The sequence below is a fragment of the Eggerthella hominis genome, assembly GCF_014287365.1.
Classification (GTDB): domain Bacteria; phylum Actinomycetota; class Coriobacteriia; order Coriobacteriales; family Eggerthellaceae; genus Eggerthella; species Eggerthella guodeyinii.
The window spans coordinates 165,843-190,296 of record NZ_JACOOA010000005.1 but is presented as its reverse complement, the minus strand read 5'-3'; the positions used below and the strand labels follow the sequence as shown (position 1 = coordinate 190,296).

Annotated in this window: 20 protein-coding genes; 12 read left to right on the top strand and 8 right to left on the bottom strand. The window is 67.8% G+C overall.

From position 1 onward, the window contains the following. The first annotated feature begins 71 nt into the window (after window positions 1-71). The 7 genes from H8S61_RS12045 (at window position 72) to H8S61_RS12015 (ending at window position 8,166) form a co-directional block, all read left to right on the top strand. The gene (locus tag H8S61_RS12045) at window positions 72-398 is read left to right on the top strand and encodes a hypothetical protein (protein WP_035586164.1); all 327 of its coding nucleotides are present in this window, start codon (window positions 72-74) and stop codon (window positions 396-398) included. A 30-nt stretch (window positions 399-428) separates the two neighbouring features. Further along, the gene (locus H8S61_RS12040) at window positions 429-1,364 is read left to right on the top strand and encodes an undecaprenyl-diphosphate phosphatase (RefSeq protein ID WP_154333765.1); all 936 of its coding nucleotides are present in this window, start codon (window positions 429-431) and stop codon (window positions 1,362-1,364) included. A gap of 239 nt (window positions 1,365-1,603) precedes the next feature. Then, window positions 1,604-1,885 (top strand): chorismate mutase, encoded by a 282-nt coding sequence (locus H8S61_RS12035; protein WP_035586161.1) that lies wholly within the window; start codon window positions 1,604-1,606, stop codon window positions 1,883-1,885. Continuing rightward, window positions 1,882-2,682 carry a 3-deoxy-7-phosphoheptulonate synthase gene (gene aroF / locus H8S61_RS12030; protein ID WP_052106177.1) on the top strand — a complete coding sequence of 267 codons (801 nt, stop codon included), beginning with the start codon at window positions 1,882-1,884 and terminating at the stop codon, window positions 2,680-2,682. The genes H8S61_RS12035 and aroF overlap by 4 nt, the downstream gene beginning before the upstream one ends. A gap of 165 nt (window positions 2,683-2,847) precedes the next feature. After that, entirely contained in the window at window positions 2,848-4,572 is a 1,725-nt protein-coding gene (locus H8S61_RS12025) for a Na/Pi cotransporter family protein (RefSeq protein WP_186939142.1), read from the top strand. A gap of 106 nt (window positions 4,573-4,678) precedes the next feature. Beyond that, window positions 4,679-7,129 (top strand): ATP-dependent helicase, encoded by a 2,451-nt coding sequence (locus H8S61_RS12020; protein WP_186939141.1) that lies wholly within the window; start codon window positions 4,679-4,681, stop codon window positions 7,127-7,129. A gap of 182 nt (window positions 7,130-7,311) precedes the next feature. Then, window positions 7,312-8,166 carry a DegV family protein gene (locus H8S61_RS12015; RefSeq protein WP_186939140.1) on the top strand — a complete coding sequence of 285 codons (855 nt, stop codon included), beginning with the start codon at window positions 7,312-7,314 and terminating at the stop codon, window positions 8,164-8,166. A 50-nt stretch (window positions 8,167-8,216) separates the two neighbouring features. On the opposite strand, the gene H8S61_RS12010 is transcribed toward H8S61_RS12015, so the two are convergent. After that, window positions 8,217-9,998 (bottom strand): FAD-dependent oxidoreductase, encoded by a 1,782-nt coding sequence (locus H8S61_RS12010; protein WP_186939139.1) that lies wholly within the window; start codon window positions 9,996-9,998, stop codon window positions 8,217-8,219. A 270-nt stretch (window positions 9,999-10,268) separates the two neighbouring features. Between H8S61_RS12010 and H8S61_RS12005 the strand changes: the two genes are divergently transcribed. Continuing rightward, window positions 10,269-11,774, top strand: coding sequence for a helix-turn-helix transcriptional regulator (locus tag H8S61_RS12005; protein WP_186939138.1), 1,506 nt, complete (start codon window positions 10,269-10,271; stop codon window positions 11,772-11,774). Here H8S61_RS12005 and sdaAA read toward each other — a convergent pair. Then, on the bottom strand, window positions 11,771-13,381 hold the full coding sequence (sdaAA, locus tag H8S61_RS12000; protein ID WP_186939137.1) for an L-serine ammonia-lyase, iron-sulfur-dependent, subunit alpha: 1,611 nt from the start codon (window positions 13,379-13,381) through the stop codon (window positions 11,771-11,773). The two genes, H8S61_RS12005 and sdaAA, sit on opposite strands and share 4 nt — an antisense overlap. Window positions 13,382-13,671: 290 nt before the next feature. Between sdaAA and H8S61_RS11995 the strand changes: the two genes are divergently transcribed. Continuing rightward, the gene (locus tag H8S61_RS11995) at window positions 13,672-15,039 is read left to right on the top strand and encodes a putative manganese-dependent inorganic diphosphatase (protein ID WP_186939136.1); all 1,368 of its coding nucleotides are present in this window, start codon (window positions 13,672-13,674) and stop codon (window positions 15,037-15,039) included. Here H8S61_RS11995 and H8S61_RS11990 read toward each other — a convergent pair. Beyond that, window positions 15,028-15,900 (bottom strand): LysR family transcriptional regulator, encoded by an 873-nt coding sequence (locus H8S61_RS11990; protein WP_186939135.1) that lies wholly within the window; start codon window positions 15,898-15,900, stop codon window positions 15,028-15,030. The genes H8S61_RS11995 and H8S61_RS11990 overlap by 12 nt on opposite strands. 176 nt (window positions 15,901-16,076) lie before the next feature. On the opposite strand from H8S61_RS11990, the gene H8S61_RS11985 reads away from it, so the two are divergent. After that, window positions 16,077-16,373, top strand: coding sequence for a hypothetical protein (locus H8S61_RS11985; protein WP_160942724.1), 297 nt, complete (start codon window positions 16,077-16,079; stop codon window positions 16,371-16,373). A gap of 37 nt (window positions 16,374-16,410) precedes the next feature. On the opposite strand, the gene H8S61_RS11980 is transcribed toward H8S61_RS11985, so the two are convergent. Continuing rightward, window positions 16,411-16,986 carry a nitroreductase family protein gene (locus H8S61_RS11980; protein ID WP_160942725.1) on the bottom strand — a complete coding sequence of 192 codons (576 nt, stop codon included), beginning with the start codon at window positions 16,984-16,986 and terminating at the stop codon, window positions 16,411-16,413. Window positions 16,987-17,140: 154 nt separating this feature from the next. On the opposite strand from H8S61_RS11980, the gene H8S61_RS11975 reads away from it, so the two are divergent. After that, the gene (locus tag H8S61_RS11975; RefSeq protein WP_186939134.1) at window positions 17,141-18,253 is read left to right on the top strand and encodes a M20/M25/M40 family metallo-hydrolase; all 1,113 of its coding nucleotides are present in this window, start codon (window positions 17,141-17,143) and stop codon (window positions 18,251-18,253) included. Window positions 18,254-18,282: 29 nt separating this feature from the next. Here the strand turns inward: H8S61_RS11975 and H8S61_RS11970 are convergent, their stop codons facing one another. From H8S61_RS11970 to H8S61_RS11955, 4 genes are all read right to left on the bottom strand, one after another. Continuing rightward, the gene (locus H8S61_RS11970; protein ID WP_186939133.1) at window positions 18,283-18,999 is read right to left on the bottom strand and encodes a MerR family transcriptional regulator; all 717 of its coding nucleotides are present in this window, start codon (window positions 18,997-18,999) and stop codon (window positions 18,283-18,285) included. Then, window positions 18,965-20,146 carry a U32 family peptidase gene (locus H8S61_RS11965; protein WP_186939132.1) on the bottom strand — a complete coding sequence of 394 codons (1,182 nt, stop codon included), beginning with the start codon at window positions 20,144-20,146 and terminating at the stop codon, window positions 18,965-18,967. Before H8S61_RS11965 ends, H8S61_RS11970 begins: the two co-directional genes overlap by 35 nt. 77 nt (window positions 20,147-20,223) lie before the next feature. Further along, entirely contained in the window at window positions 20,224-21,876 is a 1,653-nt protein-coding gene (locus H8S61_RS11960) for an FAD-dependent oxidoreductase (RefSeq protein ID WP_186939131.1), read from the bottom strand. A 134-nt stretch (window positions 21,877-22,010) separates the two neighbouring features. Further along, window positions 22,011-22,634 (bottom strand): hypothetical protein, encoded by a 624-nt coding sequence (locus H8S61_RS11955; RefSeq protein ID WP_186939130.1) that lies wholly within the window; start codon window positions 22,632-22,634, stop codon window positions 22,011-22,013. A gap of 301 nt (window positions 22,635-22,935) precedes the next feature. Between H8S61_RS11955 and H8S61_RS11950 the strand changes: the two genes are divergently transcribed. Further along, on the top strand, window positions 22,936-24,447 hold the full coding sequence (locus H8S61_RS11950; protein ID WP_186939129.1) for a response regulator transcription factor: 1,512 nt from the start codon (window positions 22,936-22,938) through the stop codon (window positions 24,445-24,447). Window positions 24,448-24,454: the final 7 nt, after the last annotated feature.

Genomic DNA, 24,454 nt, shown 5'->3' with positions numbered 1-24,454 from the left:
TCGGCCTCCTCGCGATGTTGCCCCTGTGGTTTCTCTTCGCTCCTCGCTCATCCTCGTGTACAATTCGCGGCATGGAGAACGCGCGAAACGACATAGAGGCGCTTGACGACCTGGAGCTGGACGCGCCCGCGCCCGCCCCGGCGGTCGACGATGCGCCCGCGGCGAAGCGCCCGCGTCGGGAGCCGCCGTCGGACGAAGAGCGCCAGCAGATGCACGCCTCGTTCAACGACCGCATCTCCTATCTCTGCAAGATGGCGGCGCTCGTGGTGGCGCTCGTCTCCCTTGCCACCATCGCGCTCGGGCAAGAGCTTCCCCAGTTCGTTCTCATGGGGCTGTGCCTGTCGGTGGCGCTGCTGGCCATCGCCATGCTGCAAGACCATCATCAGCGCAAACGATAACCGCATCGACTCAACCAAGGATACGCACGCATGATCATCGAAGCATTGAAGGCTTTCCTCATCGGCATCGTGGAAGGCATCACCGAATGGCTGCCCATCTCCTCGACCGGCCACATGATCCTCGTGGACGAGTTCGTGAAACTGCAGGTGTCCGACGAGTTCCTCGCCCTGTTCCTCGTGGTCATCCAGCTGGGCGCCATCATGGCCGTGCTCATCCTGTACTTCCACAAGCTCAACCCGTTCTCGCCGAAGAAGGACGCCGTCGAGAAGAAGAGCACGTGGCGTCTGTGGGGCATGGTGGCCATCGGCTGCATCCCGGCCGCCATCATCGGCCTGGCGTTCGACGACCTGGTCAACGAGTACTTCTACAACAAGGTGACCGTGGCGGCCATGCTCATCCTGTACGGCGTGGTGTTCATCGTGCTCGAGCGCCGCAACCGCCGCCGCCTGCGCGAGGCCGAGGCCGCCCTCGAGGCGCCGCGCGGCCGCCATGCGCGCGTGGCGTACGGCGACGCGGCCGACGAGGCCGAGGCGTCGCTGTTCAAGATCACCGACGTGGACGAGATCGACTGGAAGACCGCGCTCAAGATCGGCTGCTTCCAGGTGCTGGCCATCATCCCCGGCACGAGCCGCTCCGGCGCCACCATCATCGGCGGCATGCTGGCCGGCTGCTCGCGCACCGCGGCGGCCGAGTTCACGTTCTTCCTGGCCATCCCCATCATGTTCGGCTGGGGCCTCGTGAAGTGCCTCAAGTTCTTCGCGGCCGGCATCGCGATGACGTCCACCGAGGTGCTCGTGCTCGTGGTGGGCATCGTCACGGCGTTCGCCATGTCGGTGGTGGCCATCAAGTTCCTCATGGGCTACATCAAGAAGAACGACTTCACGGCGTTCGGCTGGTACCGCATCGTCGTGGGCGTGCTCGTCCTGGGCTACTTCGTCTTCGAGAGCATGGGCATGCTGCCGTAAGGCGCGCTTGCACGGAGCATCGCACGGTTCGCGGCGCGCCTTCGGGCGCGCCGCGTGCGTTCGGGGAGGCGTCTCGGGCCTCGGAGGGCTCTCGTCCCCGCGATATCCCATGAACTTCCTCGCAAATTCGGGCGGCGCGTCGTTGGAGCGCGTCGCTTTTGCTATGATGTCAGGCACACGTGATGCCCGCGACGCGGGTCGAGCGTTACCGCATTTGAGAGTCATGAGAGGAAAAGCCGATGTCTGAAGAGAACAGCTCCCTGGCGGAGATCCAAGAACATCGTGCCAAGATCGACGAGATCGACCAGCAGATCGTCGCGCTGCTCAACAAGCGCGCCGGCCACTCGCTGGTCATCCGCGGTCTCAAGCCCGGAGCCCATCTTGGGCTGTACGACGCCAAGCGCGAAGAGGAGATCTTCGCGAAGGTGAGCAGCTACAACGAGGGTCCCCTGTACAACGAGAACCTGCGCGAGATCTACTCGGCCATTCTCAAGATCATGAAGGAGACCCCGTCCGTATGAGCGAAGCGAAGATTGCCCCCATCCCCGACTTGGGAACCCGCACCGACGAGATCACCATCTTCGCCGGCCCCTGTTCCGTCGAGTCGGTCGAGCAGTTCGACGAAGTGGCGGAATGCGTCGCGGGCCTCGGGTTGCAGTGGATTCGCGGCGGCGCGTTCAAGCCCCGCACGAACCCGCACTCGTTCCAGGGCCTGGGCGAGGAAGCCCTCAAGATCATGCGCGACGCGGGTCAGAAGTACGGCCTCAAGACGCTCACCGAAGTCATGGACTCGGCGCACTGCGAGCTGGTCCACTCCTACGTGGACGGCCTGCAGGTAGGCGCGCGCAACTTCCAGAACTTCAGCCTGTTGAAGAAGATCGGCCAGGTCACCGCCGAGTCGCATAAGATGGTGCTGTACAAGCGCGGCTTCGCGGGCACCATCGCCGAGTGGCTGGCCGCCACCGACTACCTCACCGCCGAGGGCAACGACAACGTGGTGCTGTGCGAGCGCGGCATCCGCACGTTCGAGACGGCCACGCGCTTCACGCTGGACATCGCCGCCATCCCGGTGATCCACAAGCAGTCGCTGTGCCCCGTGTGCATCGACGTGTCGCACCCCGCCGGCCAGCGCGACCTCGTGCCGGCGCTCGCCTACGCCGCCGTGGCGGCCGGCGCCGACTCCATCATGATCGAGGTGCACCCCAACCCGCCCGTGGCCCTGTCCGACGGCCCGCAGCAGTTGACGCCCGCCCAGTTCGAGGTGCTCGTCGCCAAGTTGCGCGAGATCGCCGCCGTCTTCGGCAAGAAGATCGTGTAAAGAATCGAGCGCGTCCGACGGCCTGAAAACCGTCGGACGCGCCCCTTTTGTAAAAACTTTACCCGAACTTTACCTTCCCTTGACCAGGGTCTTACCGACTCCCCGGTATCCTTTCGGTTCACGTGCTTGAGCGCTTGCAACCGACGATGCGAAGGGGAGTCCCGCGTGAACGCTCCGATGGAAACCGTGTTCGGCCTGGCTGGCGGACTGGCCGTGTTCCTGTTCGGCATGAACATGATGTCCGAGGGCCTGCAGAAGGCCGCCGGCGCCAAGATGAAGTCCATCCTGTCCCTGCTCACCTCGAATCCCGTGCTGGGCGTGCTGGCCGGCGCGGTAGCCACCGCCGTGCTGCAAAGCTCGAGCGCCACCACGGTCATGGCCATCGGCTTCGTCAGCGCGCGCCTCATGACGCTGCGCCAGGCCATCGCCGTCATCTTCGGCGCGAACATCGGCACCACGATGACCGCGCAGCTCATGGCGTTCAAGATCAGCGACTACATCTGGCTCATCGTGTTCGTCGGCTTCATCGTGTGGTTCGTGGCGAAGGACGAGCGCATCAAGAACATCGGCCAGACCGTGTTCGCGTTCGGCCTGCTGTTCGTGGGCATCGACACGATGGGCGCGGTCATGAAGCCGCTCGCGCAAAGCGACGTGTTCCTGGGGCTCATCGACCAGGTGAAGGGCATCCCCGCGCTCGGCGTGGTGGTGGGCACCGTGATGACGCTCGTCGTGCAAAGCTCGAGCGCCACCATCGCGGTGCTGCAGAGCTTCGCCTCGCAGCCCGGCCCCGACGGCGTGACCAGCGTGCTGGGCCTCCAGGGCGCCATCCCCATCCTGCTGGGCGACAACATCGGCACCACCATCACGGCGCTGTTGGCCTGCATCGGGCAATCGCGCGACGCGAAGCGCACGGCCGTGGCGCACAGCGTGTTCAACATCACGGGCGCGCTCGTGTTCATCTGGTTCGTGCCCCTCATCGCGCAGTTCGTGCAGTTCCTCACGCCCGGCCCCGATCTCGACGTCATCGCGCGCCAGATCGCGAACGCGCACACCACGTTCAACGTCGTGTGCACCCTGCTGTGGCTGCCGCTCATCGGGGTGATGGTGAGGATCGTGACGTTCCTCGTGCCGGGCAAGGCCGACGGGGAGGCGCACGCCGCCCTCGTCACCCTCGACGACAAGATCCTCGGCCAGCCGGTGTTCGCCATCAGGATGTTCGGCGAGGAGTTGCAAGCGTACTGCGACAAGGTGCGCGCCATGCTGGGCGCCCTGCCCGGGGCGATCGCGAACCGGGACGCCGCCGCGCTCAAGGCGCTCCAGGCCGATTGCGCGCAGGTGGAGGCCGCTGAGGGGGAGCTGGCGAACTACGCGGTGGAGCTGCTGAGCGCGGGCGCGACGTCCGAGCGGCAGGCCGCGGAGATATCCGACCTCATGTTCATCGTGGACGCGGTGGGGCGCATCGGCTCGCGCTGCGGCGAGACGGCCGCGCTGTACGGTGAGCGCCTCTCGACCAAGAAGCCGTTCTCGGACGAGGCGCGCGAGGAGCTGGCCGAGAGCGCCGCGATGGTGTCGGACATGTACGATGCGGTGCTGCGGTTCCTGAGCGATCAGGACGCCGCGTCCGAGCGGGTGCTCGACGAGCGCCGCCGCCAGATCATCAAGCGGCAGAGCCGGGCGCGCAAGGCCCACTTCCGCCGCGTGGGCAGCCAGCTGTGCGCGCCCGAGAACAAGGCGGTGTACAACCAGCTGCTGCTGTGCCTGGAGCGCGCCGGCAACGAGTGCTCGAACCTCGTGGAGCACGGCGCGGAGCTGTCCATGTGGGGCGATGCGCTGGGCGCCGACCGGCGTCCGGATGCGCCCGCCGGCGAGCTGGCCGAGGCGCTCGCGTAGCGGTCCGCGCGCTTGCGCAGATTGCGCGCGTTTGCCCGTCGCCGGTCGAGAAACGCGGTAGAATACGGAAGCTTGTTTTCACCTCCATCCGTAGGAGACTGCTCATATGTCAATCGATATCGACAGCTTGAACGGGCCGCAGCGCGAGGCGGTCGTCACCATCGACGGGCCGCTGCTCGTGCTCGCGGGCGCCGGCTCGGGCAAGACGCGCGTGCTCACGTACCGCATCGCGAACCTCATCGAGAACCACGACGTGGCCCCGTGGGAGATCCTCGCCATCACGTTCACGAACAAGGCGGCCGCCGAGATGCGCGAGCGCTTGAACGGCCTGGTGGGCCCCCGTTGCCGTGGCATGTGGGTGTCGACGTTCCACAGCATGTGCGTGCGCATGCTGCGCTCCGACGCCGAGAAGCTGGGCTTCACCCGCAACTTCACCATCTACGACACCGACGACCAGAAGCGCCTGTACAAGGAGATCATGGCCGAGTTCGACATCGATCCGAAGCGCTTCCCCGTGAACGCCCTCATGAACCGCATCTCCGCCGCGAAGAACGAGCTCATCGTGCCGAGCGCCTTCGAGAAGGAGGCCAACGACCCGGTGGGGAAGGTGGCCGCCCGCGTGTACGCGCGCCTGCAGGAGCGCCTCAAGGCCGCGAACGCCTTCGACTTCGACGACCTCTTGCTGTACGCCTTCCTGCTGCTCAAGAACCACGAGGACGTGCGGTCGGCCTACCAGAGCCGCTTCCGCTACATCATGGTGGACGAGTACCAGGACACGAACCACGCCCAGTACTCCATCACGGGCCTGCTGGCCGAGGGTCATAAGAACATCATGGTGGTGGGCGACGACGACCAGTCCATCTACTCGTGGCGCGGCGCCGACCTGCGCAACATCCTCGAGTTCGAGCAGGACTACCCGAGCGCCCACACGGTGAAGCTCGAGCAGAACTACCGCAGCGTGGGCAACGTGCTGGCGGCCGCGAACGCCGTCATCGCGAACAACCAGCACCGCAAGGCGAAGAAGCTGTTCACGAGCGCCGAGGACGGCGACAAGATCCAGGTGTACATGGCCGCCGACGAGCGCGACGAGGGTCGCTGGATCGCCGGCGAGATCGAGAAGCAGCGCGCGGCGGGGCTGTCGTACAACCAGGTGGCCGTGTTCTACCGCACGAACGCGCAGAGCCGCATGCTCGAAGACATGCTGCTGCGCGCCGGCGTGCCGTACCGCATCGTCGGCGGCACGCGCTTCTTCGACCGCGCCGAGATCCGCGACGTGATGGCCTACCTCACGCTCGTGGTGAACCCGGCCGACGACATCGCGGCGAAGCGCGTCATCAACGTGCCGCGCCGCGGCATCGGCAAGACCACCATCGAGCGCATCGAGCAGTTCGCCCGCGAGATGGGCATGACGTTCATGGAAGGCGCCGAGCTGGCCATCGTCGACCCCGAGCTGCGCGCGTCCGCGCGCCAGGCCATCGGCGAGTTCGTGGGCCTCATCAACGAGGCGCGCACCTACGGCGGCGACCTGCGCAAGGTCATCGAGATGATCATCGACAAGAGCGGCCTCATCGGCGCGTTGCAGGCCGAGAACACCGACGAGGCGCGTGGCCGCATCGAGAACATCCAGGAGTTCCTCGGCGTCGTCGACGAGTTCACCGAAACCCACGAGGACGAGGACGCGATGTACGAAGCGCCCACGGCGGGCGGGGCGGAGCTCGCGGACGAGGAGGCCGCCCCGGCGTTCTCTGCACCGGCGGATGCGCCGGCCGGGTCGTTCTACGCCTTCGCGGGCGCGAACGAGCTCGCCGGTTCGTCCGAGGACTCGCCCGTGCGCGTCCTGCGCGGCGACTCGCTGGCCGACTTCATCGAGTGGGTGCGCCTGCGCACCGACCTCGACACGGTGGCCGAGGACGGCCATGCCGTCACCATGATGACCGTGCACTCGTCGAAGGGCCTCGAGTTCGACTGCGTGTTCGTGGCCGGCATGGAGGAGACGCTGTTCCCCCACATGAACAGCGTGGGCGACGCGGCCGGCATCGAGGAGGAGCGGCGCCTCGCGTACGTGGCCATCACGCGCGCCCGCAAGAAGCTGTTCCTCACCTGCGCCTACGCCCGCCAGATCTTCGGCCAGACATCGTCGAACCCCATCTCCCGGTTCGTCCAGGAGATCCCCTCCGAGCTGCGCCAGACCACCGGCCTCGGCTCGGCTGGCTTCAGCGGCACCGGCTGGGAGAAGCGCGGCAGCCGCAAGGGCATCGCCGGCAGCGGCACCGAGGCGGGCGGCGGCCGCGTGTTCGGGCGCTCGAGCGCGTCGGGCCCGACGAACCGCACCGACGACCGCGCCGCGCGCGTGAGCGGCTCCTGCGTGCGCCCCGGTGCCGAGAAGAAGGCGGCCGCGAAGATGACGTTCGCCGCCGGCGACACCGTGGACCACAAGACGTTCGGCCGCGGCAAGGTAACGAAGGTGGACGGCGACACGCTGTTCGTGAAGTTCTCCAAAACCGGCCAAACCAAGAAGCTCCTCAAGGACTACGCGCCCATCGTCAAGATCGGCTAGCGCGAAGCCCGCATCGGACACGGTGCGGGCTTCGTCGTTTCTTCGCGGTTTCGGTTCCACTTTCGTTCGACCTCTTGCAACGCGCTGCGCTATCCCGCATGATGAACGCATCGACGACGTGCGGTCACCACCGATCCACAACCCCGCGCTCTTCGTCCCGCTGGCGAGAGAAAGAGGTTCCCATGAAGATCGTCACTGATTCTTCCGTCATGTTCTCCGTGGAAGATGGTGCGCGGCGCGGCATGACCGTGCTGCCGCTCGTCGTGGCCATCGACGGCCAAACCTGGCTCGAATACGAGGACATCTCGGCCGAGGAGTTCCTGGCGAAGGTGCGCGCGGGCGCGTTGCCGCAAAGCGCGTCGCCGCCGCCGGCGCTCACGCTCGCGGCCTACGATACCGACGACGAGGTGATCCACCTCGCCATGGCCGACGGCCTGTCGGGCGCCTACGAGGTGGCGTGCGGCCTGGTCAAGCAGGCGCGTCATCCCGAGCGCGTGCAGGTGGTGAACACGCGCACGCTGTGCGTGCCCCATCGGGTGCTGGCCTGCACGGCGGTGCAGCTGGCCGGGCAGGGGCTCGACGCGGCGGCCGTCCTCGAGGCGCTGGACGCCCAGATCGCCACCGCGCACTCCTACCTCATCCCCGAGGATTTCGACTACCTGCGCCGCGGCGGGCGCCTCACGCCGCTCGCGGCCACGTTCGCCCACCTCGTGAAGGCGTTCCCCGTCATGAAACAGACCGACGACGGCACGCGCCTCGAGAAGATGAAGGTGGCGCGCTCGTTCGCGAAGGCCGTCAACGCCATCGCCGACGATCTGGAAGCGCGCGGCGTGGGCGAGGGCTTCTTCCTCAGCGTCAGCCATGCCGACAACCCCTCGCAGGCCGAGGAGGCGTCGCGGATGCTGGCCGAGCGCTTCCCGGGATGCCGCCGCGGCATCTTCGAGCTGGGCCCCGCGTTCATCACGCAGGGCGGCCCGGGCTGCCTCGCCATCCAGGCCATCGACCTGGGAGCGTTCCCCGACCTCGTGCTGGATTAACCCGAAGCGCGCGCCGCGCCCGTAGCAAGCGGGCGCGGCGCGGAACGGTTCTACACGCCGGCGGCGGCGTTCTCGCCGGCCAGCTTGCCGAACGTGAGCGCGCAGGCCAGGCTGTGGCCGCCCACGGTCACGGGGTACTCTACGAGGTAGCGCCCGCCCTGGGTGTTGCCGGCCACGTACAGGCCCTTGATGGGCTCGCCCGCGTCGTCGAGCGGATGCAGGTCGGTGTCGCACTCGAGGCCTCCCATGAGCACGAGCATGCCGGCGCTGTCGAAACGGCAGGCGTAGAACGGCGGCGTGTCCACGGGGAACATGCGCGTGCCCAGCTTCCCGTAGTCCTCGTCCACGCCCTTCGCGGCCAGCTCGTTGTAGCGCTCGATGGACGCCTTCACGTTCTCCACGGGCAGCCCCATGCCCTCGGCCAGCTCCTCGATGGTGTCGGCCTTGAGCGTGACGGCGCCCTCCACCATCTCGTCGGTGGTGTAGCCCAGCGCGAAGCCCTCGAGTACGGTGGCGTAGCGGTCCTTCTCGTCTTCGGGGATGTAGTAGTTCACGAAGCCGTGGCCCGTGCCCTGCGCCAGCAGCTCGTCCTTCCAGTTGGCATCGAAGATCTGCCACGACTTCGTGCCCTTGAGCGCCAGATCCGGGTCCTTCGAGGCGGGCTGGCGCGACAGCTGGTCGGCGATGTTCTGACCGGGGATGTCCTCGTTCATGAAACGCTTGCCCTCCATGTTGAGTTGGAGGAACGCGTCCACGCCCAGCGCGCCGCCCATGTGGTGCGTCATGGGGGCGAAGGGTCCCAGCTCCATGTGGCCGCCGGCCCACACGCCCATGCGGTGGCCGTCGCCCGTGTTCGCCACCTCGCCGTTCGCGTCGAGTGACCCGTAGTAGCTGGCGAACTCGTCGGCCTGCGGGGCGTAGTAGTGGCGCATCTCGGGGTTGCCGCCGATGTCGCCCGTGCACAGGCACACGGCCTTCGCGTTGATCTTCGTGTACTGCTTGCCGTCCTTGTCGTGCACGTACGCGCCGACCACGGACCCGTCGTCGGCGGTGATGAGCTGCTCGGCGAACGTGGAGAAGATGAGCTCGGCGCCGGCCGCCTTGGCCTTGTCGCGGCAGTTCTCGCAACCCCATTGCATGTTGGGGTTGAGGTTGATGGTGCCGTGGAAGAACGGGTAGTACTCGGTCTTGTAGTCGTAGCCCTCCAGCGGCGGCCAGAAGATGGGGCGCAGGAAGTTCGGCTTGTCAGTTTGCTTGTTGTCGGCGGTCTTGGGGATCAGCTCGTAGTCGGCACCCTCCACGAACCAGTCGAACGCCTCGCCGGAGTGGTCGTACCAGTAGTTGAGGAAGTCGGGGTTGGGACGGTAGCACATGTCCTTCATGAGCTGGTTCACGATGTCGCCCTTCGGCGCCCACGTGATGCCCGCGCCCAGCTGGATCTGCGAGTCCACCACGCCGAACGCGCCGGCCATGCTGACCACGCCGATGTCGGGCTGCTTCTCGATGCCGATGACTTTCGCGCCGGCTTCGGCCGCGGCGCGCGCGGCGGCCACGCCCGCCAACCCCAAGCCGATGACCAGCACGTCGCAGTCCTTCTCCTCGGCCACCTCGGCAGGCGCTTCGGGCTTGGCGAGGAAGGCGGGGGTGTACTCGGTGGGGTTCGGCATGGCGGCCGCGCTCGTCGAGGCACCGCCGCCCGCCCCTGCCGCATCGGCGTCCTTGCCCTGGGGCGCGCAGCCCGCCAGCCCTGCGCCCGCGGCGACGGCGGCGGTGGCTCCCAGGCCGAGGAATGCGCGGCGCGACATGCCCGTGGGATTCGTGTTCGTCTTCATGGTAGTGCTCCCTCCTGTTGGTTTTCCCAGTGCTCGGCGACGCCTTCCCGGGGCGTTCGCCTGTCGGCACTCTAGCGCGCGCGGCGGTGGGCGCGCTTCCTCCGCCAGCGGGTGATTTTTGCAAAACCGCAGGTCTGCACCACCTGAAACGGGTGATATGCGCCATGGCGGCAAAACGGTCGGGAAGATGCATCGCGCGACCGGGTATACTGGGGAACGAGGCGGGCTTCAGCGACACCGGGGGAGGGTCGCGCTCGAGGTGGAGGGTGCATGGGTGCTTTGCGAACGGCGTTCGACGCGGTGAAAACCAAAGAGGCGGTGTTCTTCAGCGGGTACGCGCTGTACCTCGTGTTCTCCTACATCGCCTTCCATTCGTTCACCATCTTCGCGCCGGCCGACGCGCTCGACCCCTCGTCCCAGACGCTGTTCCTCGCCACCGTGCTCGTGGCGCGCATCGCCGTGTTCGTGGTCGTCGCGTTCTTCTCGCTGCGCTCGTCGGGCCCGCAGACGGTGATCTCGGTGCTCGTGGCGTGCGGCATCGCGCTGTTCGGCTTCCTCGTGTGCGGCATGGCGCTGCAGTTTTCCGACGACGTGGACTTCTCGCGCATCCTGCCGTGGCTGCTGTTCGGCGGCGTGTGCCTGGGCGCGGGCGACGCGGTGATGGTGCTGCTGTGGGCGCGCTTCTGCAAGACGCTCACGCTGCGCGCGGTGTACCGGTACGTGCTCGTGTGCAACGTGCTCAGCCTGGTCGTGTACTTCTGCATGACGTTCCTGCCGTCCGGCGTCATCATCCCGGCCACGGCCGTGGTGTTCGTGGTCTCGTCGGTGTTCGTGAAGCGCTCGCTCGACATACGCGCGCGCATCGACAGCGAGTACTCGCGCCCCGTGATGAAGAGCGCCGCAGTGCAGCTGTGGCGGCCCGTGTTCGGCACGGCGGTGTTCTGCTTCATGAGCGGCCTCATGATGCAAATATCGGGTCAGCAGGAGCTGCCGCTGTCCACCGTGCAGCAGACGTCCATCGTCACGTCGGCGGTGGTGGTGGCGCTGCTGTTGCTGCCGACGCTGTTCATGAAGAAGCCGTTCAACATCGGGCGTCTGTACAAGATGGCGCTGCCGCTGTCGGCCGCCGGGTTCTTGCTGCTGCCGCTGCTGTGGAACGCCGCCGGCGGCATCGTGAACGCGTTCGCGCAGCTGGGCTCGATGGTGGCCAGCATCATCCTGTGGTGCATGCTGGCCGATATGGCGCGCGACACGCGCCTGCCCTCGGCGCTCGTGTTCTCGGCGGCGCTCGCCTGCACGAACGCAGCGCAGCTGCTGGGCATCCTCGTGGGGTTCTTCAACGCGTCGCGCTTCACGGCGGACAGCCTCACGCTCACCGTGGCGGCCCTCGTGTCGCTGTACCTGCTGTCCATGCTGTCGCTCGTCCTGTTCAGGGACAAGGGACCGGGGCCCGATGAGGCGGCGGCCCCGGCGCCGCAGGTGGTGGTCCATGAGGAGCAGTGGTTCGCCGACCGATGCGCGCTCTTGGCGCGCGACCATCAGCTCACGGCGCGCGAGACCGAGATCTTTGCGCTGCTGGCGCAGGGGCGCACGGTGCACGGCATCTCGGAGAAGCTGTTCGTGTCCGAGAACACGGTGAAGTCGCACATCAAGAGCATCTACCAGAAGCTCGGCATCCACGTGCGCTCCGAGCTCATCGACCTCGTGAACGGCGACGACGACGGCGACGCGGGTGGGGGCGCGGCCGGTGGGGGCGCGGCGCTCGCGGCGCGCTAGGCGCAGTCCGGGCAGTAGGCGCAGGCCGTCGGCGCGGCGGCGATGCCGCCGAGCGCGCTTTCGCGCAGCTCGAAGGGCAGCGAGCGTCCCACCTTGCGCATGGCCTCCACCGTCTGGTCGAAGTCGACGAGGTTGCCGATGCCCGCGAGCGCGATCTGCGCGCTGACCAGCGCGACGGCGGCTCCGGCGGCGTTGCGCTTCTGGCAGGGCTCCTCCACGAGGCCGGCGATGGGGTCGCACACGAGGCCCATCATGTTCGTCAGCGCGTTGCTGGCCGCGGCGAAGCACTGCGCGGGCGTGCCGCCCATGAGCTCGACGGACGCGGCGGCGGCCATCGCGGCCGCCGAGCCCACCTCGGCCTGGCAGCCGCCTTCGGCCCCCGACACCGTGGCGTTGCGCGTGATGAGGTAGCCGATGGCAGCGGCGGCTGCCAGGCCGCGCGCGAGGTCGTCGTCGCCGTAGCCGCGCGTGCGCTGCAGCGCCAGCAGCACGCCGGGCAGCACGCCCGCCGAGCCGGCCGTGGGCGCGGCCACGATGCGGCCCATCGACGCGTTCGTCTCGAGCACCGCCATCGCGTAGGCGATGGCGCACGACAGCTGGTCGTCGCACAGCTCGCCGCCGCGCTCGTGCAGGTCGGCCAGCTTGCGCGCCTCGCCACCGATGAGGCCGCCCATCGAGGGCAGCGCCTCGTCGATGGGGCGTCGGGCGGCGCACCTCATCACGGCCAGCGCCTCGCGCAGGTACGCCGCCGCGCCGTCGGCGTAGCCGAGGCTCGCGGCCAGCGCCGCCTCGCGCGCGAGGAACGCCTCCGACAGCGTCGCGCCGTGCTCCTCGCAGTACGCTAGCAGCGCTGCGCCGTTGCCGAAGTCCAGGTCGGCGAACCGTTGGAGCGCGGCGGCCACGTCGGGCACGGCGACGCGCTCGACGTCGGCGCGCGCGTCGCCGGGGATGATGCGCACGTCGTAGATGGCGGGATGGTCCTCGATGGCCGCCTTCGCCTCCGCGCCCACCGCCTGATCGGTCTCCAGCACGGTGTAGGCGGTGTCGCCCTTGCGCTCGCGGTACATGCGCGTGGTGGCGATGTTCACGCCCTCGTCGCTGATGCTCTGCGCGATATGGGCCAGCACGCCCTTCTCGTCGCGCTGCCGCACGACGATGCTCGCGCTCTCGCCGGTGATGCGCACGTCGATGTCGTCGATCTTGCGGATGACGGCCGCGCCGCCGCCGATGCTCTCGCCGCGCACGTCCATCGCGTTGCCCGCGGCGTCCACGATGCGGACGTCGATGGTGTTGGGATGGTCGTATTCCGCGTCGGGCAGCGTGACGAACGAGAACGCGAGCCCCGCCTCGCGCGCAAGGTCGAAGGAGTCGCGGATGCGCAGGTCGTCGGTGGCCAGCCCCAGCATGCCGGCCACGAGGGCCTTGTCGGTGCCGTGGCCGGTGAGCGTGTGCGCGAACGACCCCAGCAGCCTGAACTCCACCGTCTTCGGCTCGGCCAGGCACAGCCGGCGCGCCATGTAGGCGATGCGCAGCGCGCCCGCCGTGTGCGAGCTCGAAGGGCCCACCATGATGGGGCCGATGACGTCGGTGAGGCCGAGTGTTTTCATGGACGCTCCTCGCTTTGCCGGTTCCGCTGGTCCTGCGCACGGTCGGGGTCGGATCGTGCGCGCCTATGGTATCACGGACGGGTGCGGCCGTCGCGTGCGGGCGCTTTTTGGCTCTTTCGTGACATTTGCGCCCGAAACGGCTGATCGGGCGACACCCGTTTCGCCCGTCCCGCTATACTGGGGGTTCTCGGCAGCCGCGCGGCCCCGCATCGGGGGCGCAGCGAGCATCCGCATGACTGCAACGTGAGCGGGGCGCCGCGCGTGAGCGCCCTCGGATAAGGAGTACAGCAATGTCGGCACCGATCATCGTCGTGGGTCATAAGAACCCGGACAACGATGCGATCAGCGCAGCGGTGGGCTACGCGTATCTGAAGAACGAGCTTGCCCGCCGGTCGCAGGATCCCGAAGAGGCGTCCCGCGTCTACCGTCCCGTCCGCCTCGGCCCCCTGCCGCCGGAGACCGCCTGGATCCTCGAGAGGAACGGCATCCCCGCCCCCGACATCATCGCCAACGTGTACGCGCGCGTGTCCGATGTCATGACGCCCGATCCCATCTCCATCGGCCACGACGCCACCTTGCTCGAGGCGGGGCGCCTGCTGCGCCAGCACAACGTGCGCGCGCTCGTCGTGACGAACGACGACGGCACGTACCGCGGCCTCATCACCACGCGCATGATCGCCGAGCGCTACATCACCGCCACCGACGCGCTCGAGGAAGGCGGCTCGAACGAGATGGCCGTCGCGAGCGACCTCATCGCCTCGCTGGGGCAGAGGGTGGAGGACATCACGGAAACCGACGTGCTCGTGCTCAGCAAGGACGGCCTGTTGAAAGAGGCCGTCGAGGACCTCATGGCTAGCGCGTTGCGCGAGGCCGTCGTGCTCGACGACGAGGGGCGCGCCATCGGCATCGTCACGCGCTCGGACGTGACCGTGCGCCCGAAGCGCAAGGTGGTGCTCGTCGACCACAACGAGATACGCCAGGCGGTCAACGGCATCGAGGAGGCCGAAGTCGTCGAGATCGTCGACCATCATCGCATCGCCGACGTGATGACGGCGAACCCCATCAAGTTCCTCAACCTGCCGGTGGGCTCAACCGCCACCATCGTGGCGATGGAGTTCCGCCGTCACGACGTGGAGCTGCCGCCCGCCATCGCGAGCGTGCTGCTGTCCGCCATCATGACCGACACCGTCATCCTCAAGTCGCCTACCGCCACCTACGTCGATCGCGAGCAGGTCGAGTACCTGGCCGGAATCGCGGGCGTCGATCCCATCGAGTTCGGCCTGTCCGTGTTCAAGTGCCGCGGCGGCGAGGACGACATGCCCGTGTCCAAGCTCGTGGGGGCCGACTCCAAGGAGTTCCAGATCGGCGACTCCACCGTGCTCATCGCGCAGCACGAGACGGTGGACCTGCCCGCCGTCATGAAGCGCGAGGACGAGATCCGCGCGCACATGCGCCGCCTTCGGGAGGATCACGGCTACGAGTTCGTGCTGCTGCTCGTCACCGACATCGTGGCCGAGGGCAGCCAGTTCTTGTGCGAGGGCAACCGCCGCATCGTCAACCGCGTGTTCGGCATCGAGTGCACGGGCGAGGGCGGCACGTGGATGCCCGGCGTCCTCAGCCGCAAGAAGCAGGTGGCGGCGCGCATCCTAGGCGCGTAGGGGCGAGGGCTCGCGCCAGCGCGCTTCGAACCGAGAGACGAGGAAGCCGTGGAACGCCGCGGCTTCTTTGCTGAGAAGGCCGTGTGCCGGCTCGATCTCGATAGTGCGCGCGAACGGGGCGTCGGCGATGGCCGTCAGCGTGGCGCTGCTGTCCTCGAGGCTGCCCCAGCTGCGCTCGGGCCAGAACCCCACGCCCAGCCCCAGCCCGATCATGTTCTTCACCACGGCGGGGCTGTCGCTCTCGAACGCCACGCGCGGCGCGAACCCCGCCTGCGCGCATGCCTCGTCGCACACGGCGCGGAACGTGCGGCTGCCCGCGAGGCAGATGAAGGGCTCGCCCTCGAGATCGGTCAGCGCGAGCGGCCCGCCCGCGGCGCGCTCGGCGGGCACGGCGATGCCGATGCGCTCGGTGAAGCGGCGGGCGGCCGTGGCCGCGCCGTCCGCGCGCACGGTGCGGATGCGCAGGTCCCAGCGGCGCGCCGCGGTTTCCTGCGCCACCACGAAGCGCGCGTCGGGGTGGGAGGCGCGGTACGCCGCGATGGCGTCCACCGCCAGGGCCGAGGCCGACTCGATGGCGAGGTGCACGGCGGCCTGCTCGCGGCCGGCCACCACCGCCAGCTCCTCCGGCAGCTCGTCGAGGGCGGCCAGCAGCGGCGCGATGCGCTTCTGGAGCGCCGCGCCGCACGCGGTCAGCCGCACGTTGCGCCCGACGCGCTCGAACAGCGTCACGCCCAGCTCGCGCTCGAGCCGGCGGATGGACTGGGTGAGCGCGGGCTGGGCCACGTTGAGCTTCTTCGCGCTGTTCGTCACGTGCTGGGTGCGCGCCACCTCGTCGAAGTACCTGAGCTGCTGCAGTTCCACCGCGATCCTCCCGATCGTCGTCCGCCCGGACCCTTATCCATAAGGTTCATCATATCATTTAAACATGAATTCATATTGGACAACGCAGGGACGAGCGCGTAGGGTGGTGGACGTTGCGGTACGGCGAGGCCGGCGGTCGAGATGCGACCCGGCACGATAAAGGAGATGATAGGCTCGTGGCAGAGCTCTTGGAAGCGGCGATGCTCGTGTGTTTCGGATTGTCGTGGCCGCTCAACGCGTACAAGAATTACAAGGCGGGCACGGCGGCCGGATCCAGCTGGCAGTTCATCGCGCTCATCACGGCGGGCTACGTGGCCGGCATCGCGGCGAAGTTCGTGTCCGGCTCGGTGAACTGGGTGCTGGCCGTGTACCTGCTCAACATCGCGTGCATCGGCGTCAACTGGTTCGTGTACTTCCGCAACCGCCGTCTCGATGCGCAGCGCCGCATCGAGTTCGAGCGCGTCGAGGCTTAAGGCCCGCGACGCCGAAGCGCCGCGGGCCGCGTGCGCGCTACAGCAGCACGTCGGAGAGGGCGCGCTTCGGCACGTAGTGCACGCCCGCCCCGTCGCGCCAGTACTCGGTGGCGCCGCCGGCCGGAAGATCGACGATACGCACGTCTTCGACGGGCTTGCCCAGCGCCAGCACGAGATCGGGCTGGAAGCGCTCCGCGTCGATCCCCAGCGCCTCGGTCAGGCTGCGCTTCTTGAACGATGCGACGATGCAGCCGCCGAAGCCGGCCTCGACGGCCTGCAGCATGACGGTCTGCGCGGCGATGCCCTCGTCCCAGGCGGTGAAGGTGTCGGCCAGCGTGCGCTCGTTGTCGCGGCACACCACGATGTAGGCGCTCGGCCGCTCGCCCGGCTCGGGCCCCGGCCAGTCGGGCAGGGCCTTCGCCCACGCGCAGCACGAGAACACGCGCTCGCAGGCGCGCTCGTCGCTGACGATGGCGTAGCGCAACGGTTGCGCGTTGCCGCTTGAAGCCACCAGCCGCGCGGCGTCCACCCACGCGGCGAGCAGCTTGCGATCGATGCGGTCGCTTTCGTCGAAACGGCGATAGCTTCGACAGGATTTGATGATGTCCTGCACTCGGAACCTCCCTCGATTTCGCGGTACGGATCGCGTGGCCCCGTTGCCGGGGTTCTCGCGAGTATGGTGCTGCTGCTGATTATAATGGCTTTCGGTAACCGAACGCATCGTCGTTGCCAAGCGTTTTGCTTGGCGGCTGAAGGAAGGACCATCCATGCAAGCGAATCGTCTGCTCGACCTGTTCTGCGAACTCGTCCGTATCGAAAGCCCGTCGTTCCACGAGGCCGCGATGGCCGCCCGCTGCGCCGACGAGCTGCGCTCCCTCGGCTTCGAGGTGCGCTTCGACGACTCGGCCGCCCGCGTGGGCTCCGACACCGGCAACCTCGTCGCGCATCTTCCGGGCACGCGGGCGGGGCACGTGGTGTTCTCGGCGCATATGGACACCGTGCAGCCGTGCGCGGGCATCGAGCCCGTGGTCGTCGACGGCATCGTGCGCTCGGCGGGCGACACCATCCTGTCGGCCGACGACAAGGCCGGCGTGGCGGCCATCCTCGAAGGCGTGCGCTCGGTGCTGGAGGCCGACGCCCCGCGCCCCGACGTCACCGTGCTGTTCACCACCTGCGAGGAGCAGCACCTGCTGGGCTCGAGCGCGCTGGCCGACGGCCTGCTGCCCGCGGGCGCGCCCTGCTACGTGCTCGACGCCGACGGCGCGCCCGGCACCGTCATCACGGGCGCGCCGTGCCACTGGACGCTCAACGCCGCGTTCGCGGGCCGCGCCGCGCACGCGGGCGTGTGCCCCGAGGAAGGCGTCTCGGCCATCGCGATGGCGGCCGCGGCCGTCGCCGCCATGCCGCTCGGCCGCCTCGACGAGGCCACCACGGCCAACGTCGGGTTCATCGAGGGCGGCGGCGCGACGAACGTCGTGCCGGACGCCTGCGCGCTGGCGGGGGAGTGCCGCTCGCTGTACGCCGAGCGCGCCGAGGCCCAGAAGGCGGCCATGACCGAGGCGCTCGAAGCCGCGGCGGCGCGCTTCGGCGGCACGGTGGACGTCGCGTGGACGAAGAGCTACGACGCCGTGCTGTTCGACGAGGAGGACGAGCTCGTGCAGGCCATCGCCCGCGCCGCCCGCGCGGCCGGCCTCGAGCCGCGATTCCACCGCTCCGGCGGCGGCTCGGACGCGAACGTCCTGGCCGCCCGCGGCGTGCGCCCCATCACCCTGGGCGTGGGCATGGCCAGCTTCCACTCCGCCGACGAGCACATCGCCGTCGCCGACCTCGAGGGCACCGCCCGCCTCGTCGAGGCCCTCATAGCCGAAGGCGTCGAGTAGGGGGGTGCGGGCGGCGCGCGTTTCCGGGTCTAAGCCTGCGGAAGCGCGCCCGCCCGCGCCGCCTCGAACGATTTGAACGGGATCGGCCCGGAAAGCCCGTTCTCCGATCGTTTCGCCCGCGTGCAGCGCGCCATGGCCCGACGGTAGTCGAGCACCTCGACGCGCCCCGGTTCCTCGCCATCGACGACCGCCTGCACGAAGCGCTTCGCCTCCTCGTATTCGCGCGCGTCTTCGACGTCCACCTCCAGGATGACGGGCGTCCCGTCGGGCTCGTCAGCCCAATACTCCACGAATGCGCGGGCGAAGCGTCCTGTGGGGCCGTCGGTTGCCGTGCGGGCGCGCCGCGCCTCGACGGACGCGCGGCTGACGAGGACGCGTCCGTCCTGGCGCGTGCCGGCCAGCACCCCGTTGGCCACCATGGCGTTGACGCGGAAGCGGCTCAAGCCCAGCAGCTCGCCCGCCTCGTCGGGGGATATGAGATCGTTCTCGTCGGCATCGTCGAGCAGTTTGCCCACCGCCATGCCGGGTCTCGTGATGGGCGGGGCCAACTCGATGCGCCGCTTCGCCTCCTCGAGCGTCGGGACGGTGCGGGTCGCCAGACGGGGGTAGCGCACCTCGAACGCCCCGTCGTCCGTTTGCACGATGCACCCTCCGGGAACGGGTGCGCCGTTGATGCGCACGTCCCAGCATCGCGGCTCTCCCTCGGCCCCTTCACGCTCGTGCCAGGTTCTGATCTGCCGTGTCATGGTTCCTCCTTGTCTCGGTCGGTGTCTCGGTCGGCCGTTCGGCGAACGCGGGGCAGCGGGGATAGCGCCCGCCGAACCGCGCCTCGATGGCCGCGATGGTTCCGTAGCGCCCCAGGTCTTCCAGGTTCTCGCGGGTAACCCAGCCGTATCCCAGCAGATCGCGGGCCAGATCGTCGCAGTACGTGCACGTGTGGCAACGCCGATTGCACGTCGAGGTCCGCTTGAAGTGGGAGGTTCGGTCGAGCGCCTTGTTGTCCACGTGCGCGCTGTGCTCGATGCCGTAGAAGCCGATGCTGCTGCACAGGATGTCGAACAGGTTGCCCTCGTAAGACTCGTCGAGATAGGCTTGCGTGCAGCGCAGGACCTTGCTCGGCAGCATATCGCGCCCGACGATCTTGAAGAAGCGGGTGATCTTCTCGTAGCGTACCAGGTCTTCCGGGCGCACCCAGTTCGATTTGAACACCTGGCCCGGATCGCGCAGGATGATGTCTCCGCAGGCGAACGAGAACGCCGTACCTTCCGAGGCCGTCTCCCTCGATTTGTGCGAGATATAGTTCATGTGGAACTTCCGGTACGGGCACTTGTCCAGGCACCCTTCGTTCACCATGAGCTTGACCTCCACGCCCAGTCGATCGGTCATCTGGCGCAGCAGCTTGAGGTCCTTGTTCGCGCTCGTGTCCACCGTCACGGTGCTCGCGCCGGCGCGAGCATACGCTTCCGCACGGGAAAAGCAGTCGATGTCGGCCAGCACCGAGGCGCTGATCTCGATGGCGGGGCACGCGTCCCGCACGCGCTCGATCAAAAACGGGTTCGCGAGCGTCACCGCCTCCACGCCGCGCTCCTCGTGCATGTGCCGGACGAAGCCCACCTGCCGGCTCACGGTTTCCCGGTCGTACCATTCCGCGCCTTCGCACGTCGAGTTCATCGTGATGTCCGCTCGCACGCCGCCGTCGTGGATGCGCTCGACGGTCTCGACGAACGCGCGTTCCGTCGTTTCGGCCCCCACGCGTCCCGATCCGGTCACCGATTGCGGCGCGTTCAGATACACCTCGCGGATCGCGTTGCCATCGCGACCTCGGAGTTTCAGAAGCGCATCGAGCGTCCCGGGGTCCCCGTTGAAGGGGACGGAGAATTCGTATGCGGTCATGAGCTGCCTTTCCTCGGATGCCCGGCAGCATCGCTGCCGCCTACGCGGCGCGAAGCTGCCGGGCCGTTCGACCGTGCCTACTTGCCCTCGGCGGCGTCCCATGCCGAAAGCGCGGCGGCGCTGCGTCCTGCGATGCGCCCGACGCACCAGTTCTCCGAACCGTTGCCGCCGGTGATCGCGTACGTGTGGCCGTTCATGTTGCCGAACGAGCCCGCCGAGTACAGGCGCGGGATAGGCTCGCCGTCCGGGTCCACGACGTTGGCGTGCTCGTTGCGGCGCGCGCCGCCGATGGTGTTGCAGATGCCGGGGTAGAGGGGGATGGCGTAGAAGGGGCCCGTCTCGATCTTGCCCATCTCCTCGCGCCCGAAGTCCTCGTCGACTCCCTTGTCCACCAGCTCGTTCCAGCGCTCGACGGAGGCCTTCAGCTTATCCGCGTCCATCTTGTCGTCCCACTTGCTCTTGGCGAGGTTCGCGGCCAGCTCGTCGAGCGTTGCTCCCTGCGTGATCCATCCGCGCTCGAGCTCCCATGCGTTGTCGGCCGACCAGCCTTCCCATCCGCCCAGCTCGGGATCGAGGCCCTCGGTCATGTAGCCGATCCCCATGCCGCCGTTCTCCTTCGCGGCGCCGCCGACCATGCCGCCCCAGCTGCCGCCCTCGAACGACGTCTGGTCGAAGACGTACCAGGAGGGGATGCGGTCGAAGTCGCAGATCTCCTCGTTGAAGTTGGCGTAGGGTTTCCACCCGCCGTGCGGGCTCGACGTGTCCTTCTCGCCCCAGCGCTCACCCAGCCGGTTCACCTTGATGTAGTTCGGCGTGGGGCTGGACACCGAAACGCCGCCGGGGACGATTTCCGGGTCGTCGAACCAGGCATCGTCGCCGCCGCACACCTGCTGCATGTGCCAGAGGTCGGCGCCCACCTTCTGGGCGATCTTGATGCCGTCGCCCTCGTTGTACTTCCAGCCGTAGAATCCGCGCATCGGGTAGCATTTCAGATACTTGGCCTGCAGCTCTTCGTTGAACTCGAACCCTCCGGTGCACAGGATGACGCCTTTGGAGGCCTTCACGGCCTTCTTCTCGGCGTCGTCGCCGATCAGCGTGTAGCATCCGACGATCTCGTTCGTCTCGGGGTTCTGGATGAGCTCCTCGTCGTGGCAGTCGAACACCACGTCGATGCCGCGGTCCTGACGATGCTGGTCCATGGCTTCGAAGAACGCCTTGCCGTAGCCCGTTCCCGCACCGACGTACATCTCCTCGTATCCGGTGAAGATGTCGTACTCGGCACGCGGCGTCTCGCCCAGCGTGTATTCGAGGCCGTACTCGTCGGCGTAATCGGGATTCTGCACGGCTTCGTCGGCCCATGCCTGGCAGACCTCCATCGGCGTCTGGCCGTGGAACGCCTCGAACGCGAACTGCGCTGCCGCGTCGGCATCGTGGGGCGCGGTCCACTGCCCCATGTTGATGGACGACGAGCCGCCTCCGCGGAACGGGGCCTTCTCGAGGAACAGCACCTGCGATCCTTCGTCGTAGGCCGTGATGCCGGCCCAGAGCCCGGCTCCGCCGTACCCGATCACCAGGACGTCCGTCTCGTAGTCCCAGGTCGCGGGCATCCAGCTGGGCGTCGCCTCCTCGGCCTGCGCCGTGCAGCCCGAAAGCGCCGTAGCTCCCGCGGCGCCTGCTGCGGCGAGCGCCGATCCCTTGAGAAAGCTGCGCCTTGAGATTCCTTCTTGCATGATGCCTCCTTGTTGTAGCGGTTCGCTTGCATCCGCCTTCGTGCTCGGCGGACGGTACCGAAAGAAAACGGCCGCGCCCGATCGCCGCTCCGAATGAGGGAGGGGGTCGAAGGGTGATCGGGCGGCGCCTTCGGTTAGTCGTGGCAGGTGTTGCACTCGTAGATGCCCATGTGGTGGCAGCTGATGCAGGCTTTCTGGGCCGTTTCGGCGATGTCGTCGGAAGCGTGCATGTCGTGGCAGCTGCCGCAGGTGACGGTCTCGTGGTCTGCGTTCTCGGGCAGGTCGTGCGGATTCACGACGGTGCCGTTGCTGTCGGTGAGCAGCGTGCTCGACGAGGTCTTCTCGGCCAGCGTCTCGTAGCTGCCGTGGCAGGCTTCGGCTTGGCAGGTGGATTCTGCGACGTCGGTCGTCTTGAGGCGTTTTGCCCCCTTGTCTCCGTAGGCGACGCCGTCGTGCGCGGAGGCCAGACCGTCGACATCGCTGTGGCACGTGGTGCACGTGAGTGCCGCATGGTTGGATGCCGCGCATGCGCTGTCGCTGAAGGAGTCGCCTTCCACGGTGTGGCAGACGGCGCAGTCGGCCTCGGCCGAGAAGGCGAAGTCGCCCGTTGCGATGGTAGTTGCGGCTTCGGCTTCGCCTGAGGATTCCGATGGATCCGTCGAAGCCTGCGGTGCGCAGCCCGCGAGGCACACCGAAACAAGGATGACGATCGACGCGACGGTCGCGACGCCCCGCTTCAGCGTGTTTTGTTGTTGCATGTTTGCCCCCTTGCATGATGACTGCCACTTCTTCCGCAGTGGCCGCGGTGCTTGAATGCGATGGCGAGAGTTTCGACCGGCAGCCGGGCCTTCGCATCATCCGAAAGCGATGCTCCGCGTTGCTGCTTGGGATGATTTTCCGGAGCGGCTATCATCTATTTCGGATGAATCGCCTGATGAGGGGTGTCTCGTCGCGAAGCCGGCAACCATGATCTGCCCAGGTCGCCCAAGCGAATGTTGCTATACTGAAGGGGGATGGATGCGAGCGGTTGCCTCTTGCGGCGGCTCGAAAGGGGAGATCATGGGGAATGCGAAACGCGCGGGCACGGCCCGCGTCGCCAAGGGATCCGCCGTTGGCTCGGGGAGCGAGGGCGGTGCCCGGCGCGCGACGGCGTGGATGCCGGTGTGGTGCGTTGTCGGCCTGGTCGGCGCTCAGGCGTGGATGCCGGCCGTCGGGCTCGTCGCCGACAAGTACCGCTCGTCCGCGTTCTCCGTCGACGAGCTTGCCCCGCTGCTGCTGTCGTATCTCGCGTCCCTTGCCGTCGTCTCGGCCCTGTTCGCGGTTCTGCGCATGCGAAGCCAGCCCTCGAAGGGAACGTACGGCGTACTGGCGGGCGCGGCTTTCTCCTGCATCGGCGCCCTGCTGCTGCATTTGCTCGACGGCATGGCCCCCGATCGCGTGGCGTTCCTGTTCTCCCTGTCCGGAGCGTTGCTGGGGGCGGGCAACGGCCTTATGGCGCTCGTGTGGAGCTCGGCGATCGCCCGCCTTCCCGGTCCCGCGCAGGCGGGCAGCAGCGTCGCGGTCGTCCTGGGGTGCTGTTCCTTGGCCGCTTTCGCGCAGGCGGTGGGGGCGAACGCGCTTCTGCTGGGGGCGACGATGGCGCTGGCCGTCTCGTCTGCGCTCTGCTTCGTGCTTGCGGCCAGCCGGGGCGACGTCGTCGAATCGCCGGCCCCTCAGAAGGGGGTCGGTTCCGCGTATGTGCGCGTCGGGGCGGCGATGGGCTGTTTCGGGTTCCTGTTCGCGATGATGATCATGCAGTTCGTCATCGCCCCGCACGGCCGCGCGAGTGCGTTCACGTGGGCGTACGGGTACGCGGGCGTGCTTGCCGCGGTGGTGTTCCTCGTCCTCGTTCGCGTCGTGCGCTCGTCGTGGGACTTCCTGTTCGCCTTGCGCTTCGTGGCCGTTCCGCTGATCGTCGCGTTTTACCCGTTCGACACGGGAACCGATTTCTCCGTCAAGTTCGCGCTCTGCTTCTCGACGTTGGCGCTGTGGTGCTTTTGCACCATCGCGCCGGGCGTCTTGCGCGAAGCGGCCGACGTGCTGCACGCGCCGGTATACGTCATGGCATCCGTCGGGGTCGGGGGGCTGTGCGGCGGCGCGGCGGTCGGCTATTGCCTCGCCGGCGTGATCGAGGCGGTCGGTCCCACGACGAACTACTTCATCAAGATCACGGCGATCCTCGCCATGGTGCTCGGGCTTCTCGGGACGAACATCGTGGTGACGAAGGGCGGGCTCGTCCGGATATTCAGGAAAGCCGCGGTGGCGACGGGGTCGACGACGGAGAGCGATTCCTTTCTGGAGGAGAAGGCGGCGCTCGTTTCACGGTGCTACGGGCTTACCAGCCGGGAGTCCGACGTGCTGCGCATCTTGGCGAAGGGCCACGGATTGGGGAGGGTGCAGGAAGAGCTGTTCATCTCCGAGGGCACGGCCATCACCCATCGGCGCCACATCTACCAGAAGCTCGACGTCCACGCCAAATCCGAGTTGATCGACCTCGTTGCCCGCGCCGACGAGGCATGCGAGGAAGACTGATCGAAGC

Bases quoted from the DNA above. Each gene is read 5' to 3' on its own strand.
- H8S61_RS12045 (WP_035586164.1), top strand. From the start codon at position 72: ATGGAGAACGCGCGAAACGACATAGAGGCGCTTGACGACCTGGAGCTG.
- H8S61_RS12040 (WP_154333765.1), top strand. From the start codon at position 429: ATGATCATCGAAGCATTGAAGGCTTTCCTCATCGGCATCGTGGAAGGC.
- H8S61_RS12035 (WP_035586161.1), top strand. From the start codon at position 1,604: ATGTCTGAAGAGAACAGCTCCCTGGCGGAGATCCAAGAACATCGTGCC.
- aroF (WP_052106177.1), top strand. From the start codon at position 1,882: ATGAGCGAAGCGAAGATTGCCCCCATCCCCGACTTGGGAACCCGCACC.
- H8S61_RS12020 (WP_186939141.1), top strand. From the start codon at position 4,679: ATGTCAATCGATATCGACAGCTTGAACGGGCCGCAGCGCGAGGCGGTC.
- H8S61_RS12015 (WP_186939140.1), top strand. From the start codon at position 7,312: ATGAAGATCGTCACTGATTCTTCCGTCATGTTCTCCGTGGAAGATGGT.
- H8S61_RS12010 (WP_186939139.1), bottom strand. From the start codon at position 9,998: ATGAAGACGAACACGAATCCCACGGGCATGTCGCGCCGCGCATTCCTC.
- H8S61_RS12005 (WP_186939138.1), top strand. From the start codon at position 10,269: ATGGGTGCTTTGCGAACGGCGTTCGACGCGGTGAAAACCAAAGAGGCG.
- sdaAA (WP_186939137.1), bottom strand. From the start codon at position 13,381: ATGAAAACACTCGGCCTCACCGACGTCATCGGCCCCATCATGGTGGGC.
- H8S61_RS11995 (WP_186939136.1), top strand. From the start codon at position 13,672: ATGTCGGCACCGATCATCGTCGTGGGTCATAAGAACCCGGACAACGAT.
- H8S61_RS11975 (WP_186939134.1), top strand. From the start codon at position 17,141: ATGCAAGCGAATCGTCTGCTCGACCTGTTCTGCGAACTCGTCCGTATC.
- H8S61_RS11970 (WP_186939133.1), bottom strand. From the start codon at position 18,999: ATGACACGGCAGATCAGAACCTGGCACGAGCGTGAAGGGGCCGAGGGA.
- H8S61_RS11965 (WP_186939132.1), bottom strand. From the start codon at position 20,146: ATGACCGCATACGAATTCTCCGTCCCCTTCAACGGGGACCCCGGGACG.
- H8S61_RS11960 (WP_186939131.1), bottom strand. From the start codon at position 21,876: ATGCAAGAAGGAATCTCAAGGCGCAGCTTTCTCAAGGGATCGGCGCTC.
- H8S61_RS11955 (WP_186939130.1), bottom strand. From the start codon at position 22,634: ATGCAACAACAAAACACGCTGAAGCGGGGCGTCGCGACCGTCGCGTCG.
- H8S61_RS11950 (WP_186939129.1), top strand. From the start codon at position 22,936: ATGGGGAATGCGAAACGCGCGGGCACGGCCCGCGTCGCCAAGGGATCC.